Origin of the sequence: Pantoea sp. RSPAM1 (assembly GCF_038816185.1) — a bacterium.
Taxonomy (GTDB): Bacteria; Pseudomonadota; Gammaproteobacteria; order Enterobacterales; family Enterobacteriaceae; genus Pantoea; species Pantoea ananatis.
Map to the genome: position 1 here is coordinate 1,182,025 of NZ_CP046137.1, position 23,884 is coordinate 1,205,908.

Annotated in this window: 19 protein-coding genes; 17 read left to right on the forward strand and 2 right to left on the reverse strand. The window is 55.9% G+C overall.

Annotated features, from left to right (window positions below; all coding sequences use genetic code 11):
• Positions 1-29 precede the first annotated feature (29 nt).
• The 3 genes from GKC68_RS06190 (at position 30) to GKC68_RS06200 (ending at position 2,830) form a co-directional block, all read left to right on the forward strand.
• Positions 30-656, forward strand: a complete 627-nt coding sequence (locus GKC68_RS06190) for a DUF1007 family protein (RefSeq protein WP_058706577.1) — start codon at positions 30-32, stop codon at positions 654-656.
• Complete coding sequence (locus tag GKC68_RS06195; protein WP_089528095.1) at positions 647-1,627, forward strand: nickel/cobalt transporter; 981 nt, start codon at positions 647-649, stop codon at positions 1,625-1,627. Before GKC68_RS06190 ends, GKC68_RS06195 begins: the two co-directional genes overlap by 10 nt.
• 189 nt (positions 1,628-1,816) lie before the next feature.
• Positions 1,817-2,830: a YrzE family protein gene (locus tag GKC68_RS06200; RefSeq protein WP_028725204.1), complete on the forward strand. Its 1,014-nt coding sequence runs from the start codon at positions 1,817-1,819 to the stop codon at positions 2,828-2,830.
• Between the two features lie 44 nt (positions 2,831-2,874).
• Here the strand turns inward: GKC68_RS06200 and suhB are convergent, their stop codons facing one another.
• Complete coding sequence (gene suhB / locus GKC68_RS06205) at positions 2,875-3,678, reverse strand: inositol-1-monophosphatase (protein ID WP_028725203.1); 804 nt, start codon at positions 3,676-3,678, stop codon at positions 2,875-2,877.
• Positions 3,679-3,800: 122 nt separating this feature from the next.
• On the opposite strand from suhB, the gene trmJ reads away from it, so the two are divergent.
• The 5 genes from trmJ (at position 3,801) to sseB (ending at position 8,669) form a co-directional block, all read left to right on the forward strand.
• The gene (trmJ, locus tag GKC68_RS06210) at positions 3,801-4,547 is read left to right on the forward strand and encodes a tRNA (cytosine(32)/uridine(32)-2'-O)-methyltransferase TrmJ (RefSeq protein ID WP_028725202.1); all 747 of its coding nucleotides are present in this window, start codon (positions 3,801-3,803) and stop codon (positions 4,545-4,547) included.
• A 136-nt stretch (positions 4,548-4,683) separates the two neighbouring features.
• Positions 4,684-5,181 (forward strand): Fe-S cluster assembly transcriptional regulator IscR, encoded by a 498-nt coding sequence (gene iscR, locus GKC68_RS06215; protein ID WP_028725201.1) that lies wholly within the window; start codon positions 4,684-4,686, stop codon positions 5,179-5,181.
• Between the two features lie 89 nt (positions 5,182-5,270).
• Positions 5,271-6,431 (forward strand): IscS subfamily cysteine desulfurase, encoded by a 1,161-nt coding sequence (locus tag GKC68_RS06220; protein WP_058706579.1) that lies wholly within the window; start codon positions 5,271-5,273, stop codon positions 6,429-6,431.
• Positions 6,432-6,566: 135 nt separating this feature from the next.
• Complete coding sequence (pepB, locus tag GKC68_RS06225) at positions 6,567-7,853, forward strand: aminopeptidase PepB (RefSeq protein ID WP_028725199.1); 1,287 nt, start codon at positions 6,567-6,569, stop codon at positions 7,851-7,853.
• A 51-nt stretch (positions 7,854-7,904) separates the two neighbouring features.
• A complete protein-coding gene (gene sseB, locus GKC68_RS06230) occupies positions 7,905-8,669 on the forward strand; it encodes an enhanced serine sensitivity protein SseB (RefSeq protein ID WP_058706580.1) in 765 nt (254 codons plus the stop codon).
• A 36-nt stretch (positions 8,670-8,705) separates the two neighbouring features.
• Here sseB and sseA read toward each other — a convergent pair whose 3' ends face one another.
• Positions 8,706-9,548 (reverse strand): 3-mercaptopyruvate sulfurtransferase, encoded by an 843-nt coding sequence (sseA, locus tag GKC68_RS06235; RefSeq protein WP_264252618.1) that lies wholly within the window; start codon positions 9,546-9,548, stop codon positions 8,706-8,708.
• Between the two features lie 133 nt (positions 9,549-9,681).
• Here sseA and GKC68_RS06240 point away from each other — a divergent pair, with 133 nt between their 5' ends.
• The 9 genes from GKC68_RS06240 to GKC68_RS06280 all read left to right on the forward strand — a co-directional run bounded on the left by GKC68_RS06240 (position 9,682) and on the right by GKC68_RS06280 (position 23,882).
• A complete protein-coding gene (locus GKC68_RS06240) occupies positions 9,682-14,580 on the forward strand; it encodes an alpha-2-macroglobulin (protein ID WP_342656679.1) in 4,899 nt (1,632 codons plus the stop codon).
• A gap of 12 nt (positions 14,581-14,592) precedes the next feature.
• Complete coding sequence (gene pbpC / locus GKC68_RS06245; RefSeq protein WP_058706582.1) at positions 14,593-16,920, forward strand: peptidoglycan glycosyltransferase PbpC; 2,328 nt, start codon at positions 14,593-14,595, stop codon at positions 16,918-16,920.
• Between the two features lie 176 nt (positions 16,921-17,096).
• A complete protein-coding gene (ndk, locus tag GKC68_RS06250) occupies positions 17,097-17,528 on the forward strand; it encodes a nucleoside-diphosphate kinase (protein ID WP_003848684.1) in 432 nt (143 codons plus the stop codon).
• A gap of 183 nt (positions 17,529-17,711) precedes the next feature.
• Entirely contained in the window at positions 17,712-18,881 is a 1,170-nt protein-coding gene (locus tag GKC68_RS06255; protein WP_013026737.1) for a bifunctional tRNA (adenosine(37)-C2)-methyltransferase TrmG/ribosomal RNA large subunit methyltransferase RlmN, read from the forward strand.
• Positions 18,882-18,962: 81 nt separating this feature from the next.
• The gene (gene pilW / locus GKC68_RS06260) at positions 18,963-19,694 is read left to right on the forward strand and encodes a type IV pilus biogenesis/stability protein PilW (RefSeq protein WP_342656680.1); all 732 of its coding nucleotides are present in this window, start codon (positions 18,963-18,965) and stop codon (positions 19,692-19,694) included.
• Positions 19,684-20,685 carry a cytoskeleton protein RodZ gene (gene rodZ / locus GKC68_RS06265; RefSeq protein ID WP_110956486.1) on the forward strand — a complete coding sequence of 334 codons (1,002 nt, stop codon included), beginning with the start codon at positions 19,684-19,686 and terminating at the stop codon, positions 20,683-20,685. The genes pilW and rodZ overlap by 11 nt, the downstream gene beginning before the upstream one ends.
• A 39-nt stretch (positions 20,686-20,724) precedes the next feature.
• Entirely contained in the window at positions 20,725-21,846 is a 1,122-nt protein-coding gene (gene ispG / locus GKC68_RS06270; RefSeq protein ID WP_014594315.1) for a flavodoxin-dependent (E)-4-hydroxy-3-methylbut-2-enyl-diphosphate synthase, read from the forward strand.
• Positions 21,847-21,951: 105 nt separating this feature from the next.
• On the forward strand, positions 21,952-23,226 hold the full coding sequence (gene hisS / locus GKC68_RS06275) for a histidine--tRNA ligase (protein ID WP_028725191.1): 1,275 nt from the start codon (positions 21,952-21,954) through the stop codon (positions 23,224-23,226).
• 38 nt (positions 23,227-23,264) lie between these two features.
• On the forward strand, positions 23,265-23,882 hold the full coding sequence (locus GKC68_RS06280; RefSeq protein ID WP_028725190.1) for a YfgM family protein: 618 nt from the start codon (positions 23,265-23,267) through the stop codon (positions 23,880-23,882).
• Positions 23,883-23,884 lie beyond the last annotated feature (2 nt).

The following is a 23,884-nucleotide window of genomic DNA, read 5'->3' on the forward strand; positions in this document are numbered from 1 at the left end:
TTTCATCAGGAACGTTACTTTATAACATTATGAGACGCATATTTTTTGCACTATTTACCCTGGTCAGTTCGTCAGCGCTGGCACATCCACACAGCTTTATCGATATGAAAACCGAGCTGGTCACGAAGGACGATCGTTTTACCGGCCTGAAAATGACGTGGACCATGGATGAGATTACCTCCGCCGACCTGCTGTATGACGCGAGCGATGCCAAACCGGGGACGGTGGTATGGAAAAAGCTGGCAGCGGGAGTGATGGCGAACGTGCTGGGACAGCATTACTTTTCTGAAATCTGGCATAACAAGCAGCGGGTGAAATTCTTGAATTTACCAACCGAGTACAATCTGTCGCGCAGCGGCAATAAGGCGGTACTGGAATTTGTTCTACCGCTGGCCGAGCCGCCTTTACTCAAAAATGAACGCTTTGAGATTTTAACCTTCGATCCGACCTACTTTGTGGATATGTTCTACGACAAACCTGATGCGTTAACTGTACCGCAATCTTTACAGTCACGCTGTGCCTTCACCTTACATACGCCCAAACCGGATGACTCTTTGAAACAGTATGCGCTTTCGCTCGACAAGGCTGATGCACCGCCCGAGGATATGGATCTGGGAAGGCAGTTTGCACAAACGGTGATACTGACATGTCACTGACGCTCACGACCCACGCCAAAAAACGTCTGTGGCCGCTGGCACTGTTTACGGCAGGGTTGGTTAGTTTGGGCGCGGCCATCTGGCTACACTGGCCCCAGATACTCCTGCAAAGCGTGCTCTGGCAAAAAGTGCTGCACCGCCAGATGACCCAGCTCCTGCAGCAGGTTGCCGAGCAGCCTCATCATGCCGGACTGTCGTTACTGGCATTCAGCCTGATCTATGGCGTGCTGCATGCGCTAGGGCCAGGTCACGGTAAAGTCGTGATCACGACCTTTCTGGCAACGCATCCGGCAAAACTCAAAACCAGCATGAAACTCACGCTACTGGCCTCGTTGCTACAGGGCTCAGTGGCTATCATCCTGGTCACGCTGATGCTGGTGGTGCTGAAAACCTCATCGCGGCAGCTGCACCTTAGTAGTTTCTGGCTGGAGAAGAGCAGTTATGTGTTGGTTATTGCCTTGGGTATCTGGATAGGCTACCGGGCGATAAAGGCGCTTTGGCTGCTGTTGCGTCCTCAGCCGACAATGAGGATTCATGCGCTGCGTCCTCATCATCAGCATGATGAACACTGTGGCTGTGGCCATGCGCATTTGCCCAGCGCACAGCAAATGGCGGGCGCCGTTAATGGCAAAACGCAGCTGCTGGTGGTGATTTCCATGGGGCTGCGTCCCTGTTCAGGCGCGATCATGATGCTGCTGTTTTCTAAAGTGATTGGTGTATATCTGTGGGGCGTCCTTTCTGCCGCCGTTATGGCGGTGGGGACGGCCCTGACCATTTCTGCCATTGGCTTACTGGTGCAGCGTTCCCGCGCGCTGGCGCAACGCCTGGGCGCGAACAGCCAGGTGGGTAAAGGTGCGCGCAGCCTGTTGCCTGTGCTGGCGTTAGTAGGCAGCCTGACGTTGATTGTTGTGGGCTGTGCGCTCTGGCAGTCTGCTCAGCCTGGTTTTACCGGCGGTATCCGACCCTTTTAATTCCTGTAGCAGCGGAAGTTGTTTTCCGCTGCTGAATTTACATTTTTTTCCTCACTATTTTTTATTTTTCTGCTGACTGTTTAGTGGTGAAATTTGTTTTCACTGTCTACGCTGTTAATAGTTAAACCCACTCCCAATTTGGGAATGAATAAAAAACGGCACGACCGTGTGTTGCGAGGAAAATATCTCATGGCTGATACCCGTATTAATAATGGCTATAACGATCCGCTGGTAACTGGAACAGCGGGTGTGCCCCTTAAACGTATTTCATGGAGTGCCGTTTTTGCCGGTGTTATTTGTGCGTTGATAATTCATATATTATTAACCTTGTTGGGAACGGCAATTGGTGCTACCACGATTGATCCTTTACAGGAAGACAACCCCTTTAAACATCTGGGCACCGGGGCGCTGGTCTGGACGGCCATAGAAATGCTACTCGCCATCGTGGCCGGTGCCTACGTTGCCGGACGTCTGGCGCAGCGCGAAGGCGCACTGCATGGATTGCTGATGTTTGGTATTAGCACCGTGTTAACTATTTATCTGGCTGTCAGCCTTGCCAGCAGCGTGTTAGGCGGTGCCATGAATATTCTTGGTAGCGGTTTTCAGGCGGTCGGCAGTGGTATTTCAGCCGCTGCGCCATCGGTTACCCAAATGGCGAAAGAGAAACTGCAGCAAAACAATATTAATTTAGACAATATGCAGCAAGAACTGGAAACGACGCTGCGTCAAACGGGTAAGCCCGAATTACAACCCGAAAAGCTGAAGCAGGATGCTAATAATGAAGCGCAGAATGCCGAGAATCAGGCAAATAACACGGCTAATCACCCACAAACGGCAGACACAGATTTAGCAAACTGGTTTAAAGGCGTTATTGCGCGTCATTCAGATACGTTACAGGCCGCCGATCGTGATGCTTTAAAAAATATTATTAAAGCACGGACCGGAAAAAGCGATCAGGAAGCTGAACAGATCGTCAATCAGGCAGAACAAAGCTATCAACAGGCTATGCAGAAATATCAGGAACTGAAAAAACAGGCAGAGCAGAAAGCGCGTGAAGCCGGCGAGCAGGCGGCGAAAGCAACCGCGAAAGCCAGCTGGTATGCATTCTTTATCCTGATTATTGAAGCGGTACTGGCAGGCGTGATGGGAATGGTAGGACGTCGTACTCAGCCACGTCAGGTGTTAACGAACGAACGTCGCTAACCCAGCAATAAAAAAGGCGGCACGTTATCGTGCCGCCTTTTCTTTTAGCGCTTCAGCGCTTCGCTCAGCTCTTCGCGCATCGCTGATAACAGCGATTTCACCACGCGAGGATTACCGGCAACAATGTTGCCTGAATGCAGGTAGCCGTGGTTGCCTGTGAAGTCAGTGACCAGTCCACCCGCTTCGCGCACCAGCAGTTCACCCGCCGCGAAATCCCACGGTTTCAAACCAATTTCAAAGTAGCCATCAACGCGGCCTGCGGCGACGTACGCCAGATCCAGCGCAGCGGAGCCGGTGCGACGGAAATCGGCACACTGCGTAAACAGCTTCGTCATGATGTTCATATAAGCTGGGGCGTGCTGTTTGAGCTTAAAGGGGAAACCGGTGGCAAGAATGGTGCCATCCAGATCGCGAGCGATACTGCCGCGCAGGCGGTAACCATTCAGCTGTGCGCCCTGTCCGCGTACGGCGCTGAACAGTTCATTACGCATAGGATCGTAAACGACAGCCACTTCCGTACGGCCTTTAATACGAACGGCAATAGAAACAGAGAAGTGGGGCAGGCGTTTAATAAAGTTGGTGGTGCCATCCAGCGGATCGATTACCCATTGAATATCCTGATCTTCGCCCTCAAGCTCACCGCTTTCTTCAGTGATAATGGTATGTTTTGGGTAAGATTTACGAATGACTTCGATAATCAGGCGTTCTGCGTCGCGGTCAACATTCGTTACGAAGTCGTTGCTGCCTTTCTGGCTGGCTTCGACAGCGTCCGGGGTTTCATAATTCTTGGCAATTAAATTTCCGGCCTTGCGCGCTGCGCGCACGGCAATGTTGAGCATTGGATGCATCGGTATCTCTCGCTGGATGTTAAAGAACGGGGAAAACGGCGCGGAGTATAGCAGGGTGTTCGGTAAATGTCCTGCTTTATGTTAGAGTACGCGTCATCATTTTCTGACCGATCCCAACTCTTATGCTGCAAAATATTCGTATCGTGCTGGTGGAAACTTCTCATACCGGCAACATGGGCTCCGTAGCGCGCGCCATGAAAACCATGGGGTTAACTAACCTCTATCTGGTGAATCCGCTGGTGAAGCCAGACTCCCAGGCTATCTCACTGGCAGCGGGTGCCAGTGATGTTATCGGTGAGGCAAAGATTGTTGACTCCCTGGATGAAGCGATTGCCGGGTGCAGTCTGGTGGTCGGCACCAGCGCCCGCTCGCGATCTCTGCCGTGGCCGATGCTGGACGCCCGCGAATGCGGCGTGAAAAGTATTGAAGAAGGGCAGCAGGCGCCTGTCGCGCTGGTGTTTGGCCGTGAACGCGTCGGACTGACAAACGACGAATTGCAAAAGTGTCACTACCACGTGGCCATTCAGGCGAATCCGGAATACAGCTCGCTGAATCTGGCGATGGCCGTGCAGATTATTGCTTATGAAGTGCGTATGGCCTGGCTTCAGGCGCAAGAGACCCAAACCCCAAAACCACAGTACGACGCTTCCCCTTATCCGCTAGTGGATGATCTGGAACGCTTCTATCTGCACATGCAAAACATGATGCTGGAAAGCGGGTTTATCCGTGAAGCCAACCCGGGCCAGGTCATGAGCAAACTGCGTCGTCTGTATACGCGCGCCCGTCCTGAACGCGATGAGCTCAATATTTTGCGCGGTATGCTCTCGTCTTTCGAGAAGCGAAAAGGAACCAGAACGGACGGCGAATAATAGTTGAGTAAATTACCAGGTTAAATACTTGAGTAATTTACTTGGTTAAATAGTTGACCAAATTACTCAGGAATGTCAGACTTGTTGCCATCTTCGCTAATCCTCCGATAACCGGACGCTATTGAGGTTGTATGCTATGAGACTGACATCCAAAGGACGTTATGCTGTCACCGCCATGCTGGATGTTGCCCTTCACTCTCACCAGGGCCCGGTTCCACTGGCTGACATCTCTGAACGCCAGGGCATTTCGCTTTCCTATCTGGAGCAACTGTTCTCGCGTTTACGCAAACACAGTCTGGTAGCAAGCGTCCGCGGTCCGGGTGGCGGTTATCTGCTGGGTAAAGAAGCCAGCGCGATTGCGGTGGGTGAAGTGATCACGGCGGTCGATGAGTCCGTGGACGCCACTAAGTGCCAGGGCAAAGAAGGCTGCCAGGGCGGCGAACGCTGCCTGACTCATGTCCTGTGGCGCGATCTGAGTGTGCGCATTAGTGAGTTCCTGAACAACATTACGCTGGCTGAGCTGGTGAATAATCAGGAAATCCTGGACGTGGCCGACCGTCAGAACGCCAATGACAACCGCCGTTTCCAGAACGCCCGTGCTCAGGAAATCAACGTCAATCTTCGCGCCTCGTAATCCTCCTCTTCTCCGGCCCTTACTGCTAACGCGGTAGGGGCTGAATCTGCTATAAATACGTATGATTTTCTATACGGAGCTGTAGCGCAATGAAATTACCGATTTACCTGGATTACGCCGCAACCACCCCGGCCGATCCGCGTGTGGCCAGCAAAATGATGCAATTCCTGACGCTGGATGGCACGTTTGGTAACCCGGCCTCTCGTTCACACCGTTTTGGCTGGCAGGCTGAAGAAGCGGTAGACGTTGCGCGTAATCAGGTGGCAGAGCTGGTGAACGCTGACCCGCGTGAAATCGTGTTTACCTCCGGTGCCACAGAATCCGACAACCTCGCCATTAAAGGCGCGGCCCATTTCAATCAGGCACGCGGCAAGCATATCGTCACCAGCGTAACCGAACATAAAGCGGTGATTGATACCTGCCTGCAACTTGAACGTGAAGGCTTTGACATCACCTGGCTGACGCCCGCCGCGAATGGTCTGATCGCGATTGAGAATTTGCGCGCTGCACTGCGTGAAGACACCGTTCTGGTGTCGATCATGCACGTGAACAATGAAACTGGCGTGATTCAGGATATCGCCGCGATGGGCGCGCTCTGCCGCGAACGTGGCATCCTGTTCCATGTTGATGCCACACAGAGTGTAGGTAAGCTCCCTGTCGATCTGAGTGAACTCCCTGTCGATCTGATGTCCTTTTCCGCCCATAAAGTATATGGCCCCAAAGGGATCGGCGCGCTGTATGTGCGCCGTAAGCCGCGCGTTCAGATCGATGCACAAATCCATGGTGGCGGCCATGAACGCAATATGCGTTCGGGCACCTTACCTGTGCACCAGATCGTGGGGATGGGTGAAGCCTATCGCATTGCCCGTGACGTTCGCGAAGAAGAGATGGCCCGCTTGTCTGCCCTTCGGGATCGGCTGTGGCAGGGGCTGCGCCAGATCGGCGGCGTCAGCGTAAATGGCGATTTGCAGCACAGCTGTCCCAACATTCTCAACGTAAGTTTCACCGACGTTGAAGGTGAGTCATTGATCATGGCGTTAAAAGATCTTGCGCTGTCGTCTGGATCGGCCTGTACTTCTGCCAGTCTTGAACCCTCCTATGTCCTGCGTGCGCTTGGCCTGAACGAAGAGCTGGCACACAGCTCGCTTCGCTTCTCGCTGGGGCGTTTTACCACGGAAGACGAGATCGATTATGCCATCGCGCTGGTGCAGAAGTCCGTTACGCGCCTGCGTGAACTCATGAACTCATGAACTCATGATGCATTTGCCAGCCGAGGCTGACAAACTGTGCGCTGACAACATCTGCGGCGTGCAGCGTAACATCTGAATGAAAAAGCCGTCTTAAAACAGGCTGGATGAAACGAATAACGAATACGGAGCCCTACAATGAATACACAACCGATGAATATTACGCTCAGCAGCCAGCCCGCCGATGCGCGCTGGGGCGAAAAAGCGCTGTTAAGCAGCAATGATAACGGCATGACCCTGCACCTGCGTGAAGCGGATGCCTTGATGACCATTCAACGCGCCGCCCGTAAACTGGATGGCCAGGGCATTCGTCATGTGTCACTGGCTGGCGAAGGCTGGCACCTTGAGCAGTGCTGGGCATTCTGGCAGGGTTATCGCGGGCCTAAGGGCAAAAACCAGGTGGACTGGCCGCAACTGGGTGAACACGAGCAGGCGGAGTTCGATCGCCGCCGTAAAATTGTTGGCTGGGTGCGCGACACCATTAATTTACCAGCAGACGATCTGGGCCCGGAAACGCTGGCGCACAGCGCCATTGACCTGCTTAGTGAGCTGGGTGGTGAGGCCGTCAGCTATCGCATCACCAAAGGCGACGACTTACGCGAACAAGGCTACATGGGCCTGCACACCGTCGGTCGCGGCTCTAACCGCCCGCCGGTCTTTCTGGCGCTGGATTTCAACCCAACCGGAGACAGCGAGGCACCTGTTTACGCCTGTCTGGTGGGCAAAGGCATTACCTTTGATACCGGCGGCTACAGCCTGAAACCGAGCGCTGGCATGGACTCAATGAAGTCGGACATGGGCGGCGCGGCCACTGTTACCGGTGCGCTGGCGCTGGCGATCGCGCGCGGGCTGAATAAGCGGGTTAAACTTTACCTCTGCTGCGCGGATAACATGGTCAGCAGCAATGCCTTTAAACTGGGCGATATCATTCGCTACCGCAACGGCAAGTCGGTAGAGGTGATGAACACCGACGCTGAAGGTCGCCTGGTACTGGCTGATGGCCTGATTGATGCCAGCGAGCAGAACCCGACGCTTCTGATCGATGCGGCCACCCTGACCGGTGCCGCGAAGACGGCGGTCGGCAATGATTATCACGCGCTGTTTACCTTTGACGATGGCCTGGCGCAGTCGGCGATGGGCAGCGCAGTCAGCGAAAACGAACCTTTCTGGCGTTTGCCGCTGGCGGAATTCCATCGCAACCATCTGCCGTCGAACTTTGCCGATCTGAATAACATTGCCAGTCCGGCGCATTCGGCGGGTGCCAGCAGCGCGGCCGCGTTCCTGTCGTACTTCGTCAGCCACTATCAGCAGGGATGGTTACATATTGACTGCTCAGCGACCTATCGCAAAAGCGCGGTCGATCAGTGGGCTGCCGGTGCAACCGGTCTGGGGGTCCGTACCCTCGCCAACCTGTTACTGAAATAAGCGCAATCCAGCGGTGACCTGGTCACCGCTTTATCAAGGTAGAAGTAAACTATGAACCGTCTTGAAGAGGTGCTGAAGCTGGCCGCCACCGAGCCTGCTCACCGGCCTGAATTTTTCCAGCTGTTGCTGGAAGCTGACGTCTGGGTGCCCGGCGAAAGCACCAGCCAGCAACTGGATGCCAGTACGCCGGTGGATCTCCAGCACTGGGAAAAAGAGGATGGCAGCAGCGTCATTCCGTTTTTTACCTCCGAACAGGCGATGAGCGAAGCCGTTGAGCGCGAACAGGCGTATTTACGTTTACCCGTGCGCACCCTGTTTGAAATGACGCGTGGCGAAACCCTGTTTTTGAACCCAAAACTGCCGACGGGAAAAGAGTTCTCGGCAGCGGAAATCAGCCATCTGCTGGGCGAAGAGGGCAGTGCACTCACTCAGCAAAGCGTGCTGGAAGGCGGTCAGTCACTGCTGCTGTCGGAAGTGGCAGAACCGCCTGCCCAGATGATTGACTCTCTGACCCAGCTGCTCAGTAAATATAAGCAGGTGAAACGCGCCTTTGTTGCCAGCATTCGTGAACGCGCGGATGAGCAACCCAACCTGCTGATTGGGATTGAAGCGGACAGCGATATTGAGGCCATTATTCAGGCCGCTGGCAGCGTCGCCAGCGACACGTTACTGGATGATGCACCCATTGATATTTGCGAGGTCACGGCAGACGATCGCGGCATCAGCCACTTCTTTACCGCCCACATTACGCCATTTTATGAACGTCGCTGGGGGAGTTTCCTGCGCGAGTTCAAAGGCGGTCAGCGTATACTCTGATCCTGCGCGCGGCCTCACCGGCCGCGCTTCCCTGATTCATTTCGCAATCGGCAAATCGTCCCGGCTTCCCCATTCGCCCCAGGAACCGTCATAGAGCGTAGCCTCCCGAACGCCCAGCGACGTCAGCGCCAGAATCAACACGACCGCCGTAACGCCTGAGCCACAGGTGGCGACAACGGGTTGCGACAGGTCCACGCCCGCCTGAGCAAAAAGGGCGCGCAGTTCGGACGCCGGCTTCAGTTTTCCCTGCTCAACCAACGCGTTCCATGGCAGATTCAGACTGTTGGGAATGTGCCCACGATGTAAGCCGGGGCGCGGCTCATCCACTTCAGCATTGAAGCGGTTAGCCGCTCGGGCATCCACAATTTGTGCGCCGCCTTCATGGCTAATTAACAGCACGTCAGTCAGGCGTTTCACCAGTCCGTCATCGAACTCAGCCTCAAATTCGCCCTCAGGCAGGTTCACCTCCCCCTCTGCCAGCGCAAAGCCCGCGGCTTTCCAGCCCTGCAAACCGCCCGCCAGAATGGAAACCTGGGCCACGCCGAAAGCGCGCAGCATCCACCAGGCGCGCGGGGCAGAAAACAGGTTGCCCTCATCATAAACAATCAGGTGTTTATCACTGCTGATGCCCAGCTCGCGCATCGCCACGGCAAAGCTTTCAGCGCGCGGTAGCATATGTGGATAGGGGCTGGTGTGATCGGAAAGTGCTTCAATATTAAAGAAAGGTGCGTGGGGTAAATGACCCGCCAGGTATTCAGCCTGGATATTGCGAACCGCATCCATGCCAGGCGGCAGCATACGTGCGTCCAGTACCTGCAGCGTTTCATCGTTGTAGTGTTCTTGTAACCAGTCGGCGGTCACAAACAGTGGCGTCGTCATAACAACCTCTTCTCTGCAATCTGTCATGCCAGTGTCGTGTAATGTGCGCACCATCTCAAGGGAGGGTTGATTAAAATGTGAAATCGTTTAGCGTTACAAAACAATTCCCCTGGGGCCCGGTGAAGGATTTACCATGAAAAAACGCATTAACCGGCTGCTGTTCAGCATGCTGATCGGTGGTTCGCTGCTGTCTGTCGCCACGTTACCTGCTTTTTCCGTTAGCGCTGAAACGCCTGCCGCCAGCGCGCAGGCCAGCAAACCGCTCACCGTTATCGATCTCTCTGAATTACAGCTTGATGGCGCGGCGGCGTTGGTTTTAACCTTTAATCAGCCGCTGGATGACAAACAGGATCTGGCGCAAAAGGTCAGGTTGACCGACGATAAACGCGGCAAAGTCGATGGTGGTTGGGAGCTTTCCAGCAACCGTAAAGCCCTGCGTTTTCGCCATCCTGACCCCTCTCGTCAGTTCACCGTGACCGTCGATTCGGGCTTGCGCGCCGCCAGCGGTGAGATCCTGACAATGGCCTACAGCAAAAAAATCACTACCCGCGACATTGAGCCGATGGTGGGCTTTGCCAGCCGAGGCTCCCTGTTGCCATTGCGTATCGCTCAGGGGCTGCCGGTGCTGGCGTTGAACGTAGACCAGGTAGATGTGGATTTTTTCCGAATCAAAAATGCGGGCCTGGCGGAATTCCTTTCCCAGTGGAATTACGGTAACAACCTGTCTACCTGGCAATCTCAGGAATTGCTGAAAACCAGCCAACTGGTGTATACCGGCCGCTTTGAACTCAACCCGGCCCGTAACACGCGGGAAAAACTGCAGTTGCCGCTGAAAGACATTAAGCCGCTTCAGCAGCCAGGGGTTTATCTGGCGGTGATGAAGCAGGCGGGCACTTATCACTACAGCATGCCTGCAACGCTGTTTACCCTGAGCGATATCGGCCTGTCGCTGCACCGCTTTCCCACCCAGTTTGAACTCTTCGCACAGAGTCTGGAAAACGGCGCACCGCTTTCCGGCGTCAGTATCAGGCTGTTGAATGATAAAGGCCAGGTGCTGCAAAGCGGCACCAGCGACAGCAGCGGTCATTTGCGCCTTAATGCAGACGAAAAAGGCAAGTTCCTGCTGGCCATGCAGGGCGAACAAACCTCGCTGATCGACCTGGCGCGTCCGGCTCTGGATTTAGCCGAATTCCCCGTAGCGGGGCCCGAAGGCTATGACAAACAGCTCTTCGTCTTCGGCCCACGCGATATTTATCGGCCTGGCGAAACGGTGATCGTCAATGCGCTGCTGCGCGATGCGGACGGCAAGCCTTTACCCGCCCAGCCAGTTAAGGCTGAGCTGGTACAGCCCGACGGCGAAGTAGTGCGCACGGTGGTCTGGCAGCCGCAGGACGGTTTCTATCAGCAGCGGTTTGCTTTACCGGCTTCGGCGATGACCGGCGGCTGGATGCTGCGGCTGAATACCGGTGATAACCAGCTGCGACAGTGGCATTTCCGCGTTGAGGATTTTCTGCCTGAGCGCATGGCATTAACGCTGAAAAACGATGAACAACCCCAGCCAGCGGACGCCGATGTTACGTTCGACATTGAGGGGCGCTATCTTTATGGTGCCCCTGCGGCAGGGAATCAGCTGCAGGGACAGCTCTATCTGCGTCCGGCCCGTGAGGCGGTTGCTGCGCTGCCGGGCTACCAGTTTGGTGACATCACCGAACAGGGCCTGAAGCGCAGTCTGGACGATGTCGATCTTAAGCTTGACGCCAACGGCAAGGCGCAACTGACCGTGGATAATCAGTGGGATCAGCTTCACTCACCGCTGAACCTGATACTGCAGGCCAGCCTGCTGGAAACCGGCGGTCGTCCGGTCACCCGACGTGCTACTCAGGCCATCTGGCCAGCGGACGCGTTGCCCGGTATCCGTCCGCTGTTTGGCAACAAGTCGGTTTACGATTACCGCAGTGACAGCTATCACGATGAGCCGACCGTGCCGGAAAACAGCCCGGCAGAATTCGATATTGTTTATGCCAACAGTCAGGGCGCTAAGCTGGCGGCAGATAAGCTTGACGTACGTTTAATTCGTGAACGGCGTGACTACTACTGGAGCTTCTCTGACAGTGAAGGCTGGCAGTCACGTTACGATGCCAAAGACCTGCAGGAAGATGAGCAATCTGTCAGCATTCCCGCTGACGGCAGCACCAGGGTCAGCTTCCCGGTTGAGTGGGGCAGCTACCGGCTTGAGGTCCAGTCGGGTGAAAAAATCATCAGCAGCGTGCGTTTTCAGGCGGGCTATGACTGGCAGGATAATACCAATGGTACGGGCGCACTGCGTCCGGACCAGGTCAAACTGAAGCTGGACAAAGCCGCGTATCAGCCGGGTGAAACCGTCCATTTGCAGGTCGAATCGCCCACGGCCGGGAAAGGCTATCTGATGGTGGAATCCAGTAGCGGGACGCTCTGGTGGCAACCCTTAACGGTGCCGCAGGGTGGAACCCAGGTGGACGTGCCGATCGCGGACAACTGGCAGCGTCACGATCTCTATTTCAGTGCCATTGTGGTGCGGGAAGGGGACAAGGCCAGTGGCGCCACGCCGAAACGGGCGGTCGGACTGTTACATCTGCCGATGGCGACCGAGGCGCGACGGTTAACGCTGACGCTGGACGCACCCGATAAGGTCCGTCCTGAGCAGAACCTGACGGTGAAGGTTCAGGCCAGCCGTGAAGGCGGCCCGCTGCCTGACAAGGTACAGGTCCTGCTGTCAGCGGTGGACAGCGGCGTATTAAGCGTAACGGATTATAAAACCCCGGATCCCTGGACGGCTTTTTTTGGTCGCAAGCGTTATAACGTCGATCAGTACGATGTGTTTGGTCAACTGATTGACGGTGGGGGACGGCTGGCCGCTCTGCGCTTTGGCGGGGACGGTGAAGACGAATCCATGACGCGCGGCGGTAAAAAACCGGTCACCCACGTCAATATCGTGGCGCAGCAGTTGCAGGCCGTTACGCTGGATAAAAACGGCAAGGGCGCCATTACGCTGCCCATTCCGGCCTTTAACGGCGAGCTGCGCTTAATGGCGCAGGTCTGGAGTGATGACAGCTTTGGCGCTGCCGAACGTAAGCTGGTGGTGGCTGCACCGCTGGTCAGCGAGCTGGCTACGCCGCGTTTTCTGGCCAGCGGCGACAGCGCGTCACTGGCGCTGGATATCACCAACCTGACGGATCTGCCGCAAACGCTGAAGGTCGATTTGACTGCCAAAGGTCTGACAGAACTGTCGGGCGCGGCCACACAAAATGTGACGCTGGCAAAAGGCGAAAGGACCACCCTGCAGGTGCCCGTGACGGCGAAAACCGGGTTTGGTGACGGCGAAGTGCAGGTGCAGATTTCAGGACTGAACCTGCCCGGGGAGACGGTGCGCCCCAGTCAGCAGACGTGGAAGATTGGCGTCAGGCCGCCTTATCCTGCGCAAACCCTCAATTTTGCCGCCGTAATTGACCACGATCGCCCCTGGCAGGTCACGGCGGCGGCATTTGCGGGTCTGGATGCAGAAACCCTGAGTGGACAACTGACCCTGAGTAATCGTCCGCCGTTAAATATCGCCAGCTATATCAGTGCGCTTTATGCCTATCCCTATGGCTGTCTGGAGCAGACCACCAGCGGTCTCTGGCCGTCACTCTATACCAGTCAGGCGCAGCTCAGCGCTATGGGAATAAAAACCAGCAGTGATGACGTTCGTCGGGCCGCCGTTGACACCGGCATCGCCCGTCTGGCCGGGATGCAGCGTGCTGACGGCAGCTTTGGGTTGTGGAGTAAGCAGAGTGAAGAGGAGTTCTGGCTCACACCTTACGTTACTGACTTTTTACTGCGCGCCAGCGAAGCGGGCTATGCCTTGCCCCCTGACGTAATTGATCGGGCTAACGCACGGCTGCTGCGATATTTACAGGACCCTTCACAAATCACCGCCGCTGGCAGTGCCGACACCGATGCATTGCGTTTCAGCGTTCAGGCTTATGCCGGCCTGGTGCTGGCGCGTCAGCAGCGGGCGCCACTGGGTGCGTTGCGTGCGCTTTACGAAAAGCGTGACAAGGCCAAATCGGGGCTGGCGCTGATGCAGTTGGGCGTCGCGCTGAAGCTGATGGGGGATGGGCAGCGTTCGCCGCTGGCTGTGATGCAGGGCGCCACGCTGTCACGACCTGAAAGCAGCTGGTTTGGCGACTACGGCAGCACGGTGCGCGATGAGGGAATGATGATCGCGCTGTTAGCGGAATATCAGCTGCAGCCGGAACTGCAAAACAGCCTGCTGCTCTCTTTGTCGAAAGAGCTGAACGGCAAACGTTGGTTCTCAACACAGGAGAATAATGCGCTTTACCTGGCGGCGCGCACGCTACAAACCGCACAGGGTAAGGATTGGCAGGCGATATTACAGGGGCATCAACCGCCCGTAAGCAGCAGTGGGCCTGTGAATAAAGGGCTGGATAGTCAACAGCTGGCGCAAGGCGTTGACGTGAGCAATCCTGGCTCGGCACCGCTGTATGGCAGTCTGAATGTGGTGGGTTATCCGCTGACGCCGCCGAATCCGGTCAGCCATATGCTGTCCGTTAAGCGAGAGTACTTCACCCTGGACGGTAAACCGGCGGATCTCAATAATCTGCGCAGCGGTGAATTGCTGGTTGTCCGTCTTACCGTGGCCGCGAAACGCCGCATCAGCGATGCGCTGGTGGTGGATCTGTTACCGGCCGGACTGGAGCTGGAAAACCAGAATCTGGCAGACAGCAGTGCCAGCCTGGGTGACAGTGCGGATGCGTTAAAAGAGAGCATGATGGATATGCAGCAGGCCAACATCCGGCATATTGAGTTCCGTGACGATCGCTTCGTTGCCGCGCTGGCGGTGGATACGTATCGTCCTGCAACCTTGATGTATCTGGCGCGCGCAGTGACGCCGGGCAGCTACCATATGCCGCCACCGCAGGTGGAATCGATGTACGTACCTGAGTGGCGGGCAGTTGGAGCTACGCCGCAACAGCTGCATGTACAACAGTAGCCGGGCCGGGTTGTGATCAAAAACAGGCACATCAAAAAGCGGTGGGTCGTCCTGCCGCTGTTTATTCTGGCCTTGCTGCTTATCCCGCTGATTCTGGATCGGTTATTCCCCTTGCCCCTTAAAGAGGTTCAGCCGGCACGTGTGGTGGTCGCCGAGGACGGCACACCTCTGTGGCGCTTCGCTGACAACCAGGGCATCTGGCGCTATCCGGTCACTCCCGCTGACGTGTCGCCGACGTACATACAGGCGTTGCTGACCTATGAAGATCGCTGGTTCTGGTACCATCCCGGTATCAATCCGCTCGCCCTGCTTCGCGCGGCCTGGCAGGACTTGCGTCATGGCAGCGTCATTTCGGGGGGCAGCACCTTAACCATGCAGGTGGCCAGAATCATCGACCCACAGCCGCGAACGCTGCGCGGCAAGCTGATTCAGGCATGGCGCGCGCTGCAACTGGAGTGGCATCTCTCTAAATCCGATATCTTAACGCTTTATCTCAATCGTGCGCCCTTTGGCGGCACGCTGGAAGGGATTGGAGCGGCAAGCTGGAGCTGGCTGGGTAAAGCGCCGTCACAGATGACAAGGGGCGAGGCGGCGCTAATGGCCGTATTGCCACAGGCACCCAGCCGTCTGCGGCCCGATCGCTGGCCTGAGCGGGCAGAAGCGGCACGTAATAAGGTGTTGGATCGGCTGGCGCAGTATCATGTCTGGTCGACCCGACAGGTCGCTGAAATCCGCCAGGAGCCGGTCTGGCTCCCGCCGCGCCAGATGCCGCAGATGGCGCCATTACTGGCGCGGCGACTGCTATCGATGACTACGCACGATAAAATCGTCTCTACGCTGGATCCGTCGCTGCAGCGCGAACTGGAAAGCATGGCGCTGAATGTGAAAAACCAACTTCCTCCGCGCACCTCACTGGCGATCCTGGTGGTGGATCACACCACTATGGCGGTGCGGGGCTACGTGGGTTCCGCCGATTTCGGCGACGACAGCCGTTTTGGTCATGTGGATATGATTGCCAGCGTTCGCTCGCCGGGATCGGTCCTGAAACCCTTTGTCTATGGCATGGCGCTGGACGAGGGGCTGATCCATGCCGAGTCTTTACTGCAGGATGTTCCGCGTCGTTTTGGCGATTACCGTCCCGGTAACTTCGATACCGGTTTTCATGGCCCGGTCAGCGCCAGCGAGGCGCTGGTGCGATCGCTCAATCTGCCCGCCGTGCAGTTGCTGGAGGCGCTGGGCCCGAAAAATGTGGCCGCACGCCTGCGCAACGTGGGGCTAAATCTGCGTTTTCCACCGGGTGCAGAGCCTAACCTGTCGTTGATTCTCGGCGGCACCGGAGCGCGCATGGATGATATCGTGGCCGCCTATAGCGCCTTCGCCCGACATGGCAACGCCGGTCAGCTGCGCTGGATGGCAGACCAGCCCTTACAGGAACGCCCACTGCTTTCGCCCGGTGCGGCCTGGATTATCCGCCGTATTCTGGGCGGTGAGGCTCAGCCTGCGGGTGATGGCAGCGCGCCCGCGGTGGTACCGCTGGCATGGAAGACCGGCACCAGCTACGGCTACCGTGACGCGTGGGCCGTGGGAATCAATCCGCGTTATCTGACTGGCGTTTGGGTCGGACGACCGGATGCAACGCCGGTTGCAGGGCAGTTTGGTTTCGCGTCTGCGGTTCCCGTCATGAATCAGGTTAACAGCGTATTGATGAACCGCCTGGCTGGCCGGGCCATCCCCACCGATCCGCGACCGGCGTCGGTCAGCGTGGCAGGCATCTGCTGGCCTGGCGGGCAGCCGCTGCCTGAGGGAGACGAGAACTGCCGACAACGGCGGCAGAGTTGGGTGCTGAACGACACGCTGCCGCCGACCTTGCTGGCACCGGGGCAGGAAAGCCTGAGCGGATTGCACCTGCATTACTGGCAGAACGAGCAGGGATTACGGGTTGCGGCGGATTGCCCGCATGCCATCAGCCATGAACGTCTGGCGTGGCCTTTGCCGCTGGAAGCCTGGCTGCCGCCGCAGGAGCGTCGGGCGCAGCGCTTACCGGCGGTTGATCCCCGGTGTCCACCCTTGCAGCAGGGCAGTAGCGCGCCGCTGATTGTGACTGGCCTTATTGACGGACAGCGCGTTCAGCCGCTGCCGGGCACTACCACGCTGGTGATACCGGTGGCGGTGCAGGGCGGTCAGGGCGTTCAGCGCTGGTGGTTTTTAAACGGCGAGCCGCTCGAAACGCAAAGTCAGAACGGCACCCTGTCACTATCTCTTGATCGGGCAGGGGACTATCAGCTGGTGGTCATGGATGAGGCTGGTCAGCTGACCTCTGTCGTTTTTACCCGTGGGTGAGTGTTTTTTGCGCTAAATCAGAGTTGAAAAGTATTGGCCCTGACTCAGATCAAGATTTTTCAATAAATTATGGGTTCGGTGATAGGCAACGTCACACTCAACCCCTATAATCGGCGCCGTTTCTTAGCCGGGGCGCGCGCCCTCGGTTTCTTCAGAACGTCAAGACAGAGGTCATCATGGCAATCGAACGTACTTTTTCTATCATCAAGCCAAACGCCGTCGCTAAAAACGTGATCGGTGCCATCTACAACCGTTTTGAAAGCGCAGGCTTCAAAATCGTTGGCGCAAAAATGCTGCAGCTGAGCAAAGAGCAGGCTGAAGGTTTTTACGCAGAGCACCAGGGCAAGCCGTTCTTCGACGGTCTGGTTGAATTCATGACTTCTGGTCCGGTTGTGGTTTCTGTTCTGGAAGGTGAAAATGCCGTTCAGCGTCACCGTGACCTGATGGGTGCAACGAACCCTGCTAACGCGCTGGCTGGCACACTGCGTGCAGACTACGCTGACAGCTTCACCGAGAACGCAACCCACGGTTCAGATTCTGCCGAATCAGCCGCCCGTGAAATTGCCTATTTCTTCGGCGAAAACGAAATCTGCCCGCGCACCCGTTAATTGCTTAACGACTGACGCGTACAGGGCTTTACAAAAATCTGCTGAACACGGGCAACTCTAGCCTGTTATCAGGCAGCAGATGTTGTACAATATTGCGCCTTCATTGAGCCAGCTTAGTGAAGGCGCAATTTTTTTCTTTTCCCAACAGCGCCATAACGTGTAACAACGAGGCCAGAGAACATTATGTCCGAACAGATTGTGACGTCCGCGTCCACCTCGCCTATTTCCGTCTCACCCAAAAGCCAAAAAATCAATTTGCTGGATCTCAACCGTCAGCAAATGCGTGAGTTTTTTGTCTCGCTCGGTGAAAAACCTTTCCGTGCCGATCAGGTGATGAAGTGGATTTACCACTACTGCTGCGATGATTTCGAGCAGATGACCGACATTAACAAGAAGCTGCGTAACCGGTTAATGGAACTCACCGAAATTCGCGCCCCGGAAGTGGCTGAAGAGATGCGCTCGACGGATGGCACCATTAAATGGGCTATTCGCGTCGGCGATCAGCTGGTTGAAACGGTGTATATCCCGGAAGGGGATCGCGCCACCTTATGTGTCTCCTCTCAGGTGGGTTGCGCGCTGGAATGCAAATTCTGCTCGACGGCGCAGCAGGGCTTTAACCGCAATCTGCGCGTGTCAGAAATTATTGGTCAGGTCTGGCGTGCCGCAAAAATCGTCGGTGCGGCCAAAGTGACCGGTCAGCGTCCTATCACCAACGTGGTGATGATGGGCATGGGTGAGCCGTTGCTTAACCTGAACAATGTGGTTCCGGCCATGGAAATCATGCTGGATGACTTCGGTTTTGGCTTGTCAAAACGCCGTGTCACCCTGTCGACCTCGGGCGTTGTGCCTGCTCTGGACAAGCTGGGCGACATGATCGACGTTGCGTTGGCGATTTCGCTGCATGCGCCAAACGACAAACTGCGTGACGACATCGTACCCATTAACAAGAAATACAATATTGAAACCTTCCTGGCGGCGGTCAAACGTTATATTGGTAAGTCCAATGCGAACCAGGGACGCGTCACGATCGAATACGTGTTGCTGGATCATGTCAACGACAGCACCGATGACGCGCATGAACTGGCGGCATTGCTGAAAGAAACGCCGTGTAAGATCAACCTGATTCCATGGAACCCCTTCCCCGGTGCACCTTATGGTCGCAGTTCGAACAGTCGTATTGACCGCTTCTCCAAGGTGTTAATGGATTACGGCTTTACCACTATCGTGCGTAAAACCCGTGGGGATGATATTGATGCCGCCTGCGGCCAGTTGGCCGGTGAAGTGATTGACCGTACGAAACGCACCCTGCGTAAGAAAATGGCGGGCGAAGCCATATCTGTGAAGGCGCTCTGAAAGGCTGACTAACAGGGTTTTCCATTCCGTCTCTGCGTGGCAGGCTGCTGCCAGCCACAGCGATAACAGGATGGAAAGGCGATGGGCAAAGGAATGTGCACGGCATTACTGGCCGTTTTTGTTGTAAGCGGTTGTGTCCGTTCGCCGACCCAACCGGGGGCAGCGGAGATTCGCTTGCAACTGGGTATGCACTACCTCGCGGTAGAGGATTATCCTGCTGCGCGCCGTAATCTCCTGCGGGCGCAGGCGGCCGCTCCCCAGGATTACCGTGTGCCCCTGGCATTGGCCCGACTGGCTCAGCGACAGGGACACACTGCCGCAGCGCATTATCATTTTCAGCATGCGCAGCGAATTGCGCCACATAATGGTTACATCCCTAACAATTACGGTGCGTTTCTTTGCGCTTTAGGGCAGTATGATGAAGCGCATCAACAGTTTATCCGGGCGAAGGGTGCGCAGGAAGGAGACGCCCGTATCGATGCGTATGAACTGTCGGGGTATTGTTATCTGCGGGCAGGAAACAGAGAAGCAGCGCGTGCTGCTTTGTCATATGCGCTCGATGCGGACCAGAGTAAAGGAGCGTCGCTACTAGCCGAAGCTGAAAGCGCGGTCGAACATGACCAGTGGGCTAACGTAGCGTTATTATTAGAGCTTTACCAGCCGCTGCCGGAGACGGCACGCAGCCTGGCGTTACACATACGTTTCGCCGCGCAACAGGGAAATGCCGCAGACGTTTCACGTTATGGCGACCAGTTAGCGCGACGTTTTCCGCAATCGATACAGTACCAGCGTTATTTAGCTAATGAATACTGAAGCCACTCAAGAAAATTCTGCAGTTCATTCCACAGGTACACGCCTGCGTCTGGCCCGTGAACAAATGGGACTCACGCAGCAACATGTTGCTGAACGCCTGTGCCTGAAACTTACTACCGTACGTGATATTGAAGAAGACAAATCACCTGCGGATTTAGCCTCTACCTTCCTGCGCGGTTACATCCGTTCATATGCGCGTCTGGTGCACATTCCTGAAGAGGAACTGCTGCCGATGTTGGAAAAGCAGACGCCGGTTCGTGCCGCAAAAATTGAGCCGATGCAAAGCTTCTCCCTTGGCAAACGGCGTAAGAAACGCGACGGCTGGCTGATGATTTTTACCTGGCTGGTGGTCTTTGTCGTGATCGGCCTGACAGGCGCCTGGTGGTGGCAGAACCATAAAGCCTCACAGGATGAGCTGGTGTCGATGGCCGATCAAAACGGCAGTAACAGCGACAGCAGCCAGTCTATCCCCCTGGGACAGACAAACGGTGCATCAAACGATAACAGCACCAGCGTGCCGTTGAGCAATAATGCCGCCAGCACACCGGCGAACGCCGATGAATCCACCGGCACAGCGCCTGCTGAAAACAGTAACAGCACTGCCGCTGCTGCCCAGCAGGAAGAGAATAACGCCGTTGTTTCGCCTTCTCAGGCACCGACTACGACCAGCCCTGCACCGGCCAGCACAAGTACGGCGCAGCAGATGCCAGTGGGCGCGGCGGCGGTTAGCGAACCGGCGGCGGATCCGAATGCCGTGGTGATGACCTTTACCGGCGACTGCTGGCTGGAAGTCAGCGATGCAACGGGTAAGAAACTGTTTAGCGGTATCCAGCGCAGCGGTGGCAAGCTGAGCCTGTCAGGCACGGCTCCGTATCGTCTGAAAATTGGCGCACCTTCCGCCGTTCATGTTGAATATCAGAATAAACCCGTTGATTTAAGTCGCTTTATCCGTAATAACCAGGTTGCTCGCCTGACGTTGGGTGCGCAATAACAGCGTAACGCGTGTTCCGGGCAATTGTGGAGAAGAAATATGCATAACCAAGCACCCATTATCCGCCGTAAGTCCAAACGTATTTACGTCGGCCAGGTGCCCATTGGCGATGGTGCACCCATCGCCGTTCAGTCGATGACCAATACCCGCACGACTGACGTCGCCGCGACGGTCAATCAGATCAAAGCCCTTGAGCGCGTAGGCGTCGATATCGTCCGTGTCTCAGTGCCCACGATGGATGCCGCCGAAGCGTTTAAGCTGATTAAGCAGCAGGTAAACGTCCCCCTGGTGGCTGATATCCACTTTGACTACCGTATTGCGCTAAAAGTCGCGGAGTACGGAGTGGACTGCCTGCGTATCAATCCGGGTAATATCGGTAATAACGAGCGTATTCGTGCGGTGGTTGACTGCGCCCGCGATAACAACATCCCCATTCGTATTGGCGTTAACGCCGGATCGCTGGAAAAAGATCTGCAGGAAAAATACGGTGAGCCTACACCGCAGGCCCTGCTGGAATCGGCGATGCGCCATGTCGATCATCTGGATCGTCTTAACTTCGATCAGTTTAAAGTCAGCGTGAAAGCCTCGGATGTTTTTCTGGCGGTTGAATCCTACCGTCTGCTGGCAAAGCAGATCGAGCAGCCGCTGCATCTTGGTATTACCGAAGCGGGTGGCGCACGTGCCGGTGCGGTGAAATCGGCGATTGGTCTGGGGCTGTTACTGGCCGAAGGCATTGGCGACACGCTGCGTATTTCTCTGGCAGCCGATCCGGTCGAAGAGGTAAAGGTTGGCTTTGATATCCTGAAGTCGCTGCGCATCCGCTCTCGCGGGATCAACTTCATCGCCTGCCCGACCTGTTCACGTCAGGAGTTTGACGTGATTGGCACGGTAAACGCGCTGGAGCAGCGACTGGAAGACATTATCACGCCGATGGACGTCTCCATCATCGGTTGCGTGGTGAATGGGCCTGGCGAAGCCACCGTTTCCACGCTGGGCGTGACTGGCAGTAATAAGAAAAGCGGTTTCTACGAAGATGGCGTGCGCCAGCGCGAACGTCTGGACAATGACGATATGATCGATCAACTGGAAGCGCGCATTCGTGCCAAAGCGGCCATGCTGGATGAAACCCGTCGTATTGACGTGCAGCAACTGGAAAAATAATCCCTTGCGTGTACGGCATGCATGACTTTTTTAGCTGAGCCTGTGCGGTTTCATCCTCATGAGGTATGATGCCGGACAGGTTTTTTTGTATTAAGAGATTTTAACGTGGCGAAGAATATTCAAGCGATTCGCGGGATGAACGATTTTCTGCCTGCGGATACGGCCATCTGGCAACGGGTTGAAGATGTACTGAAGTCAGTGCTGGCGAGTTATGGTTACAGCGAAATCCGCTTGCCTATCGTCGAGCAAACTCCCCTGTTCAAACGCGCTATCGGTGAAGTCACCGATGTGGTTGAAAAAGAGATGTACACCTTTGACGATCGCAATGGCGAAAGCCTGACGCTTCGTCCGGAAGGCACGGCGGGCTGCGTGCGCGCAGGTATCGAACACGGTCTGCTTTATAACCAGGAACAGCGTCTGTGGTACATGGGGCCGATGTTCCGCTACGAGCGTCCTCAGAAAGGGCGTTACCGCCAGTTTCATCAGATAGGCGTTGAAGTCTTTGGTCTGCAGGGGCCGGACATCGATGCCGAACTGATCATGCTGAACGCACGCTGGTGGAAAGCGTTGGGCATCGCCGACCATGTTCGACTGGAACTGAACTCCATTGGTTCGCCTGAAGCTCGTGCCAACTATCGTGATGCGCTGGTGGCGTTTCTGGAACAGCATAAAGAGGCGCTGGATGAAGACTGTAAGCGCCGTATGTACAGTAACCCGATGCGCGTGCTCGACAGTAAAAATCCTGATATTCAGACGCTGCTGAACGATGCGCCTCAGTTGGGCGATTATCTGGATGCAGAGTCACGCGAGCATTTTGACGGGCTGCGCGCGCTGTTAGACGACGCGGGTATTGCTTACACGGTTAATCAGCGGCTGGTGCGTGGGCTGGATTATTACAACCGCACGGTGATTGAATGGGTCACCGACAGTCTGGGTTCCCAGGGTACCGTTTGTGGTGGCGGTCGTTATGATGGGCTGGTAGAACAGTTGGGTGGCCGTGCCACACCGGGTGTCGGTTTCGCAATGGGAATGGAACGCCTGGTGTTGTTAGTGCAGGCGGTGAATCCGGAATTTGAACCCGCGCGCAATGTCGATGTCTATGTTATCGCTTCAGGTCAGGGCGTTCAGTCAGCGGCGATGCAGCTGGCAGAAAAACTGCGCGACCAGTTGCCTGAAATGAAGCTGATGACCAACTTTGGCGGCGGTAACTTCAAGAAGCAGTTCGCCCGTGCGGATAAATGGGGCGCCCGCGTTGCCCTGGTGCTGGGTGAAGATGAACAGAAGGCAGGCCAGGTCGTGATAAAAGATCTGCGCAATGGCGAACAGCAAACGCTGGCGCAGGCAGATGCGGCGGCTGCACTGCGCGCGCTGTTACAGTAAGCGCGTCATAGCACAACCATTGAAAGGAGAAGGATTGCGTGGAAGTGTATAGCAATGAGAACGAACAGGTTGATGCGCTGCGTCGCTTTTTTGCCAACAACGGCAAAGCATTAGTCGTTGGCGTCGTTATCGGTATTGCTGCGTTAGGTGGCTGGCGCTACTGGTCCAGCCATGAGCAGGACTCTGCTAAAACGGTGTCGGCTGAGTACCAGAAACTCACCAGCGCAATGCAGGCCGGAAAGCCAGAAACCCTGGAAGCCGTCAACACGTTCGCCAGCGAAAACAGCAACACGTATGGCGCGCTGGCGGCACTGGATCTGGCGAAGCAGTATGTTGACAGCAATCAGTTGGACAAAGCCGCTACCTTGCTGCAAAACGGATTGAAAGACACGAAAGATGCCAACCTGCAGGCGGTGATCAACCTGCGTCTGGCACGCATTCAACTGCAACAGAATCAGGCTGATGCGGCACTTAAAACCCTTGACGGTGTGAAGGGTGATGGCTGGACGGCCATTGTTGCTGACATCCGCGGTGAAGCGCTGCTGAGCAAAGGCGATAAGCAGGGTGCGCGCGATGCATGGAGTAAAGGCGTAGAATCTGACGCGTCTCCGGCATTGAAGCAAATGATGCAGATGAAGATGAATAACTTAAGCTAAGC

Coding starts and splice junctions, on each gene's coding strand:
- rodZ (WP_110956486.1), top strand. CDS start 19,684: ATGAATACTGAAGCCACTCAAGAAAATTCTGCAGTTCATTCCACAGGT.
- iscR (WP_028725201.1), top strand. CDS start 4,684: ATGAGACTGACATCCAAAGGACGTTATGCTGTCACCGCCATGCTGGAT.
- GKC68_RS06200 (WP_028725204.1), top strand. CDS start 1,817: ATGGCTGATACCCGTATTAATAATGGCTATAACGATCCGCTGGTAACT.
- pepB (WP_028725199.1), top strand. CDS start 6,567: ATGAATACACAACCGATGAATATTACGCTCAGCAGCCAGCCCGCCGAT.
- sseA (WP_264252618.1), bottom strand. CDS start 9,548: ATGACGACGCCACTGTTTGTGACCGCCGACTGGTTACAAGAACACTAC.
- GKC68_RS06220 (WP_058706579.1), top strand. CDS start 5,271: ATGAAATTACCGATTTACCTGGATTACGCCGCAACCACCCCGGCCGAT.
- ndk (WP_003848684.1), top strand. CDS start 17,097: ATGGCAATCGAACGTACTTTTTCTATCATCAAGCCAAACGCCGTCGCT.
- GKC68_RS06240 (WP_342656679.1), top strand. CDS start 9,682: ATGAAAAAACGCATTAACCGGCTGCTGTTCAGCATGCTGATCGGTGGT.
- sseB (WP_058706580.1), top strand. CDS start 7,905: ATGAACCGTCTTGAAGAGGTGCTGAAGCTGGCCGCCACCGAGCCTGCT.
- GKC68_RS06190 (WP_058706577.1), top strand. CDS start 30: ATGAGACGCATATTTTTTGCACTATTTACCCTGGTCAGTTCGTCAGCG.
- GKC68_RS06195 (WP_089528095.1), top strand. CDS start 647: ATGTCACTGACGCTCACGACCCACGCCAAAAAACGTCTGTGGCCGCTG.
- pilW (WP_342656680.1), top strand. CDS start 18,963: ATGGGCAAAGGAATGTGCACGGCATTACTGGCCGTTTTTGTTGTAAGC.
- ispG (WP_014594315.1), top strand. CDS start 20,725: ATGCATAACCAAGCACCCATTATCCGCCGTAAGTCCAAACGTATTTAC.
- suhB (WP_028725203.1), bottom strand. CDS start 3,678: ATGCATCCAATGCTCAACATTGCCGTGCGCGCAGCGCGCAAGGCCGGA.
- trmJ (WP_028725202.1), top strand. CDS start 3,801: ATGCTGCAAAATATTCGTATCGTGCTGGTGGAAACTTCTCATACCGGC.
- GKC68_RS06255 (WP_013026737.1), top strand. CDS start 17,712: ATGTCCGAACAGATTGTGACGTCCGCGTCCACCTCGCCTATTTCCGTC.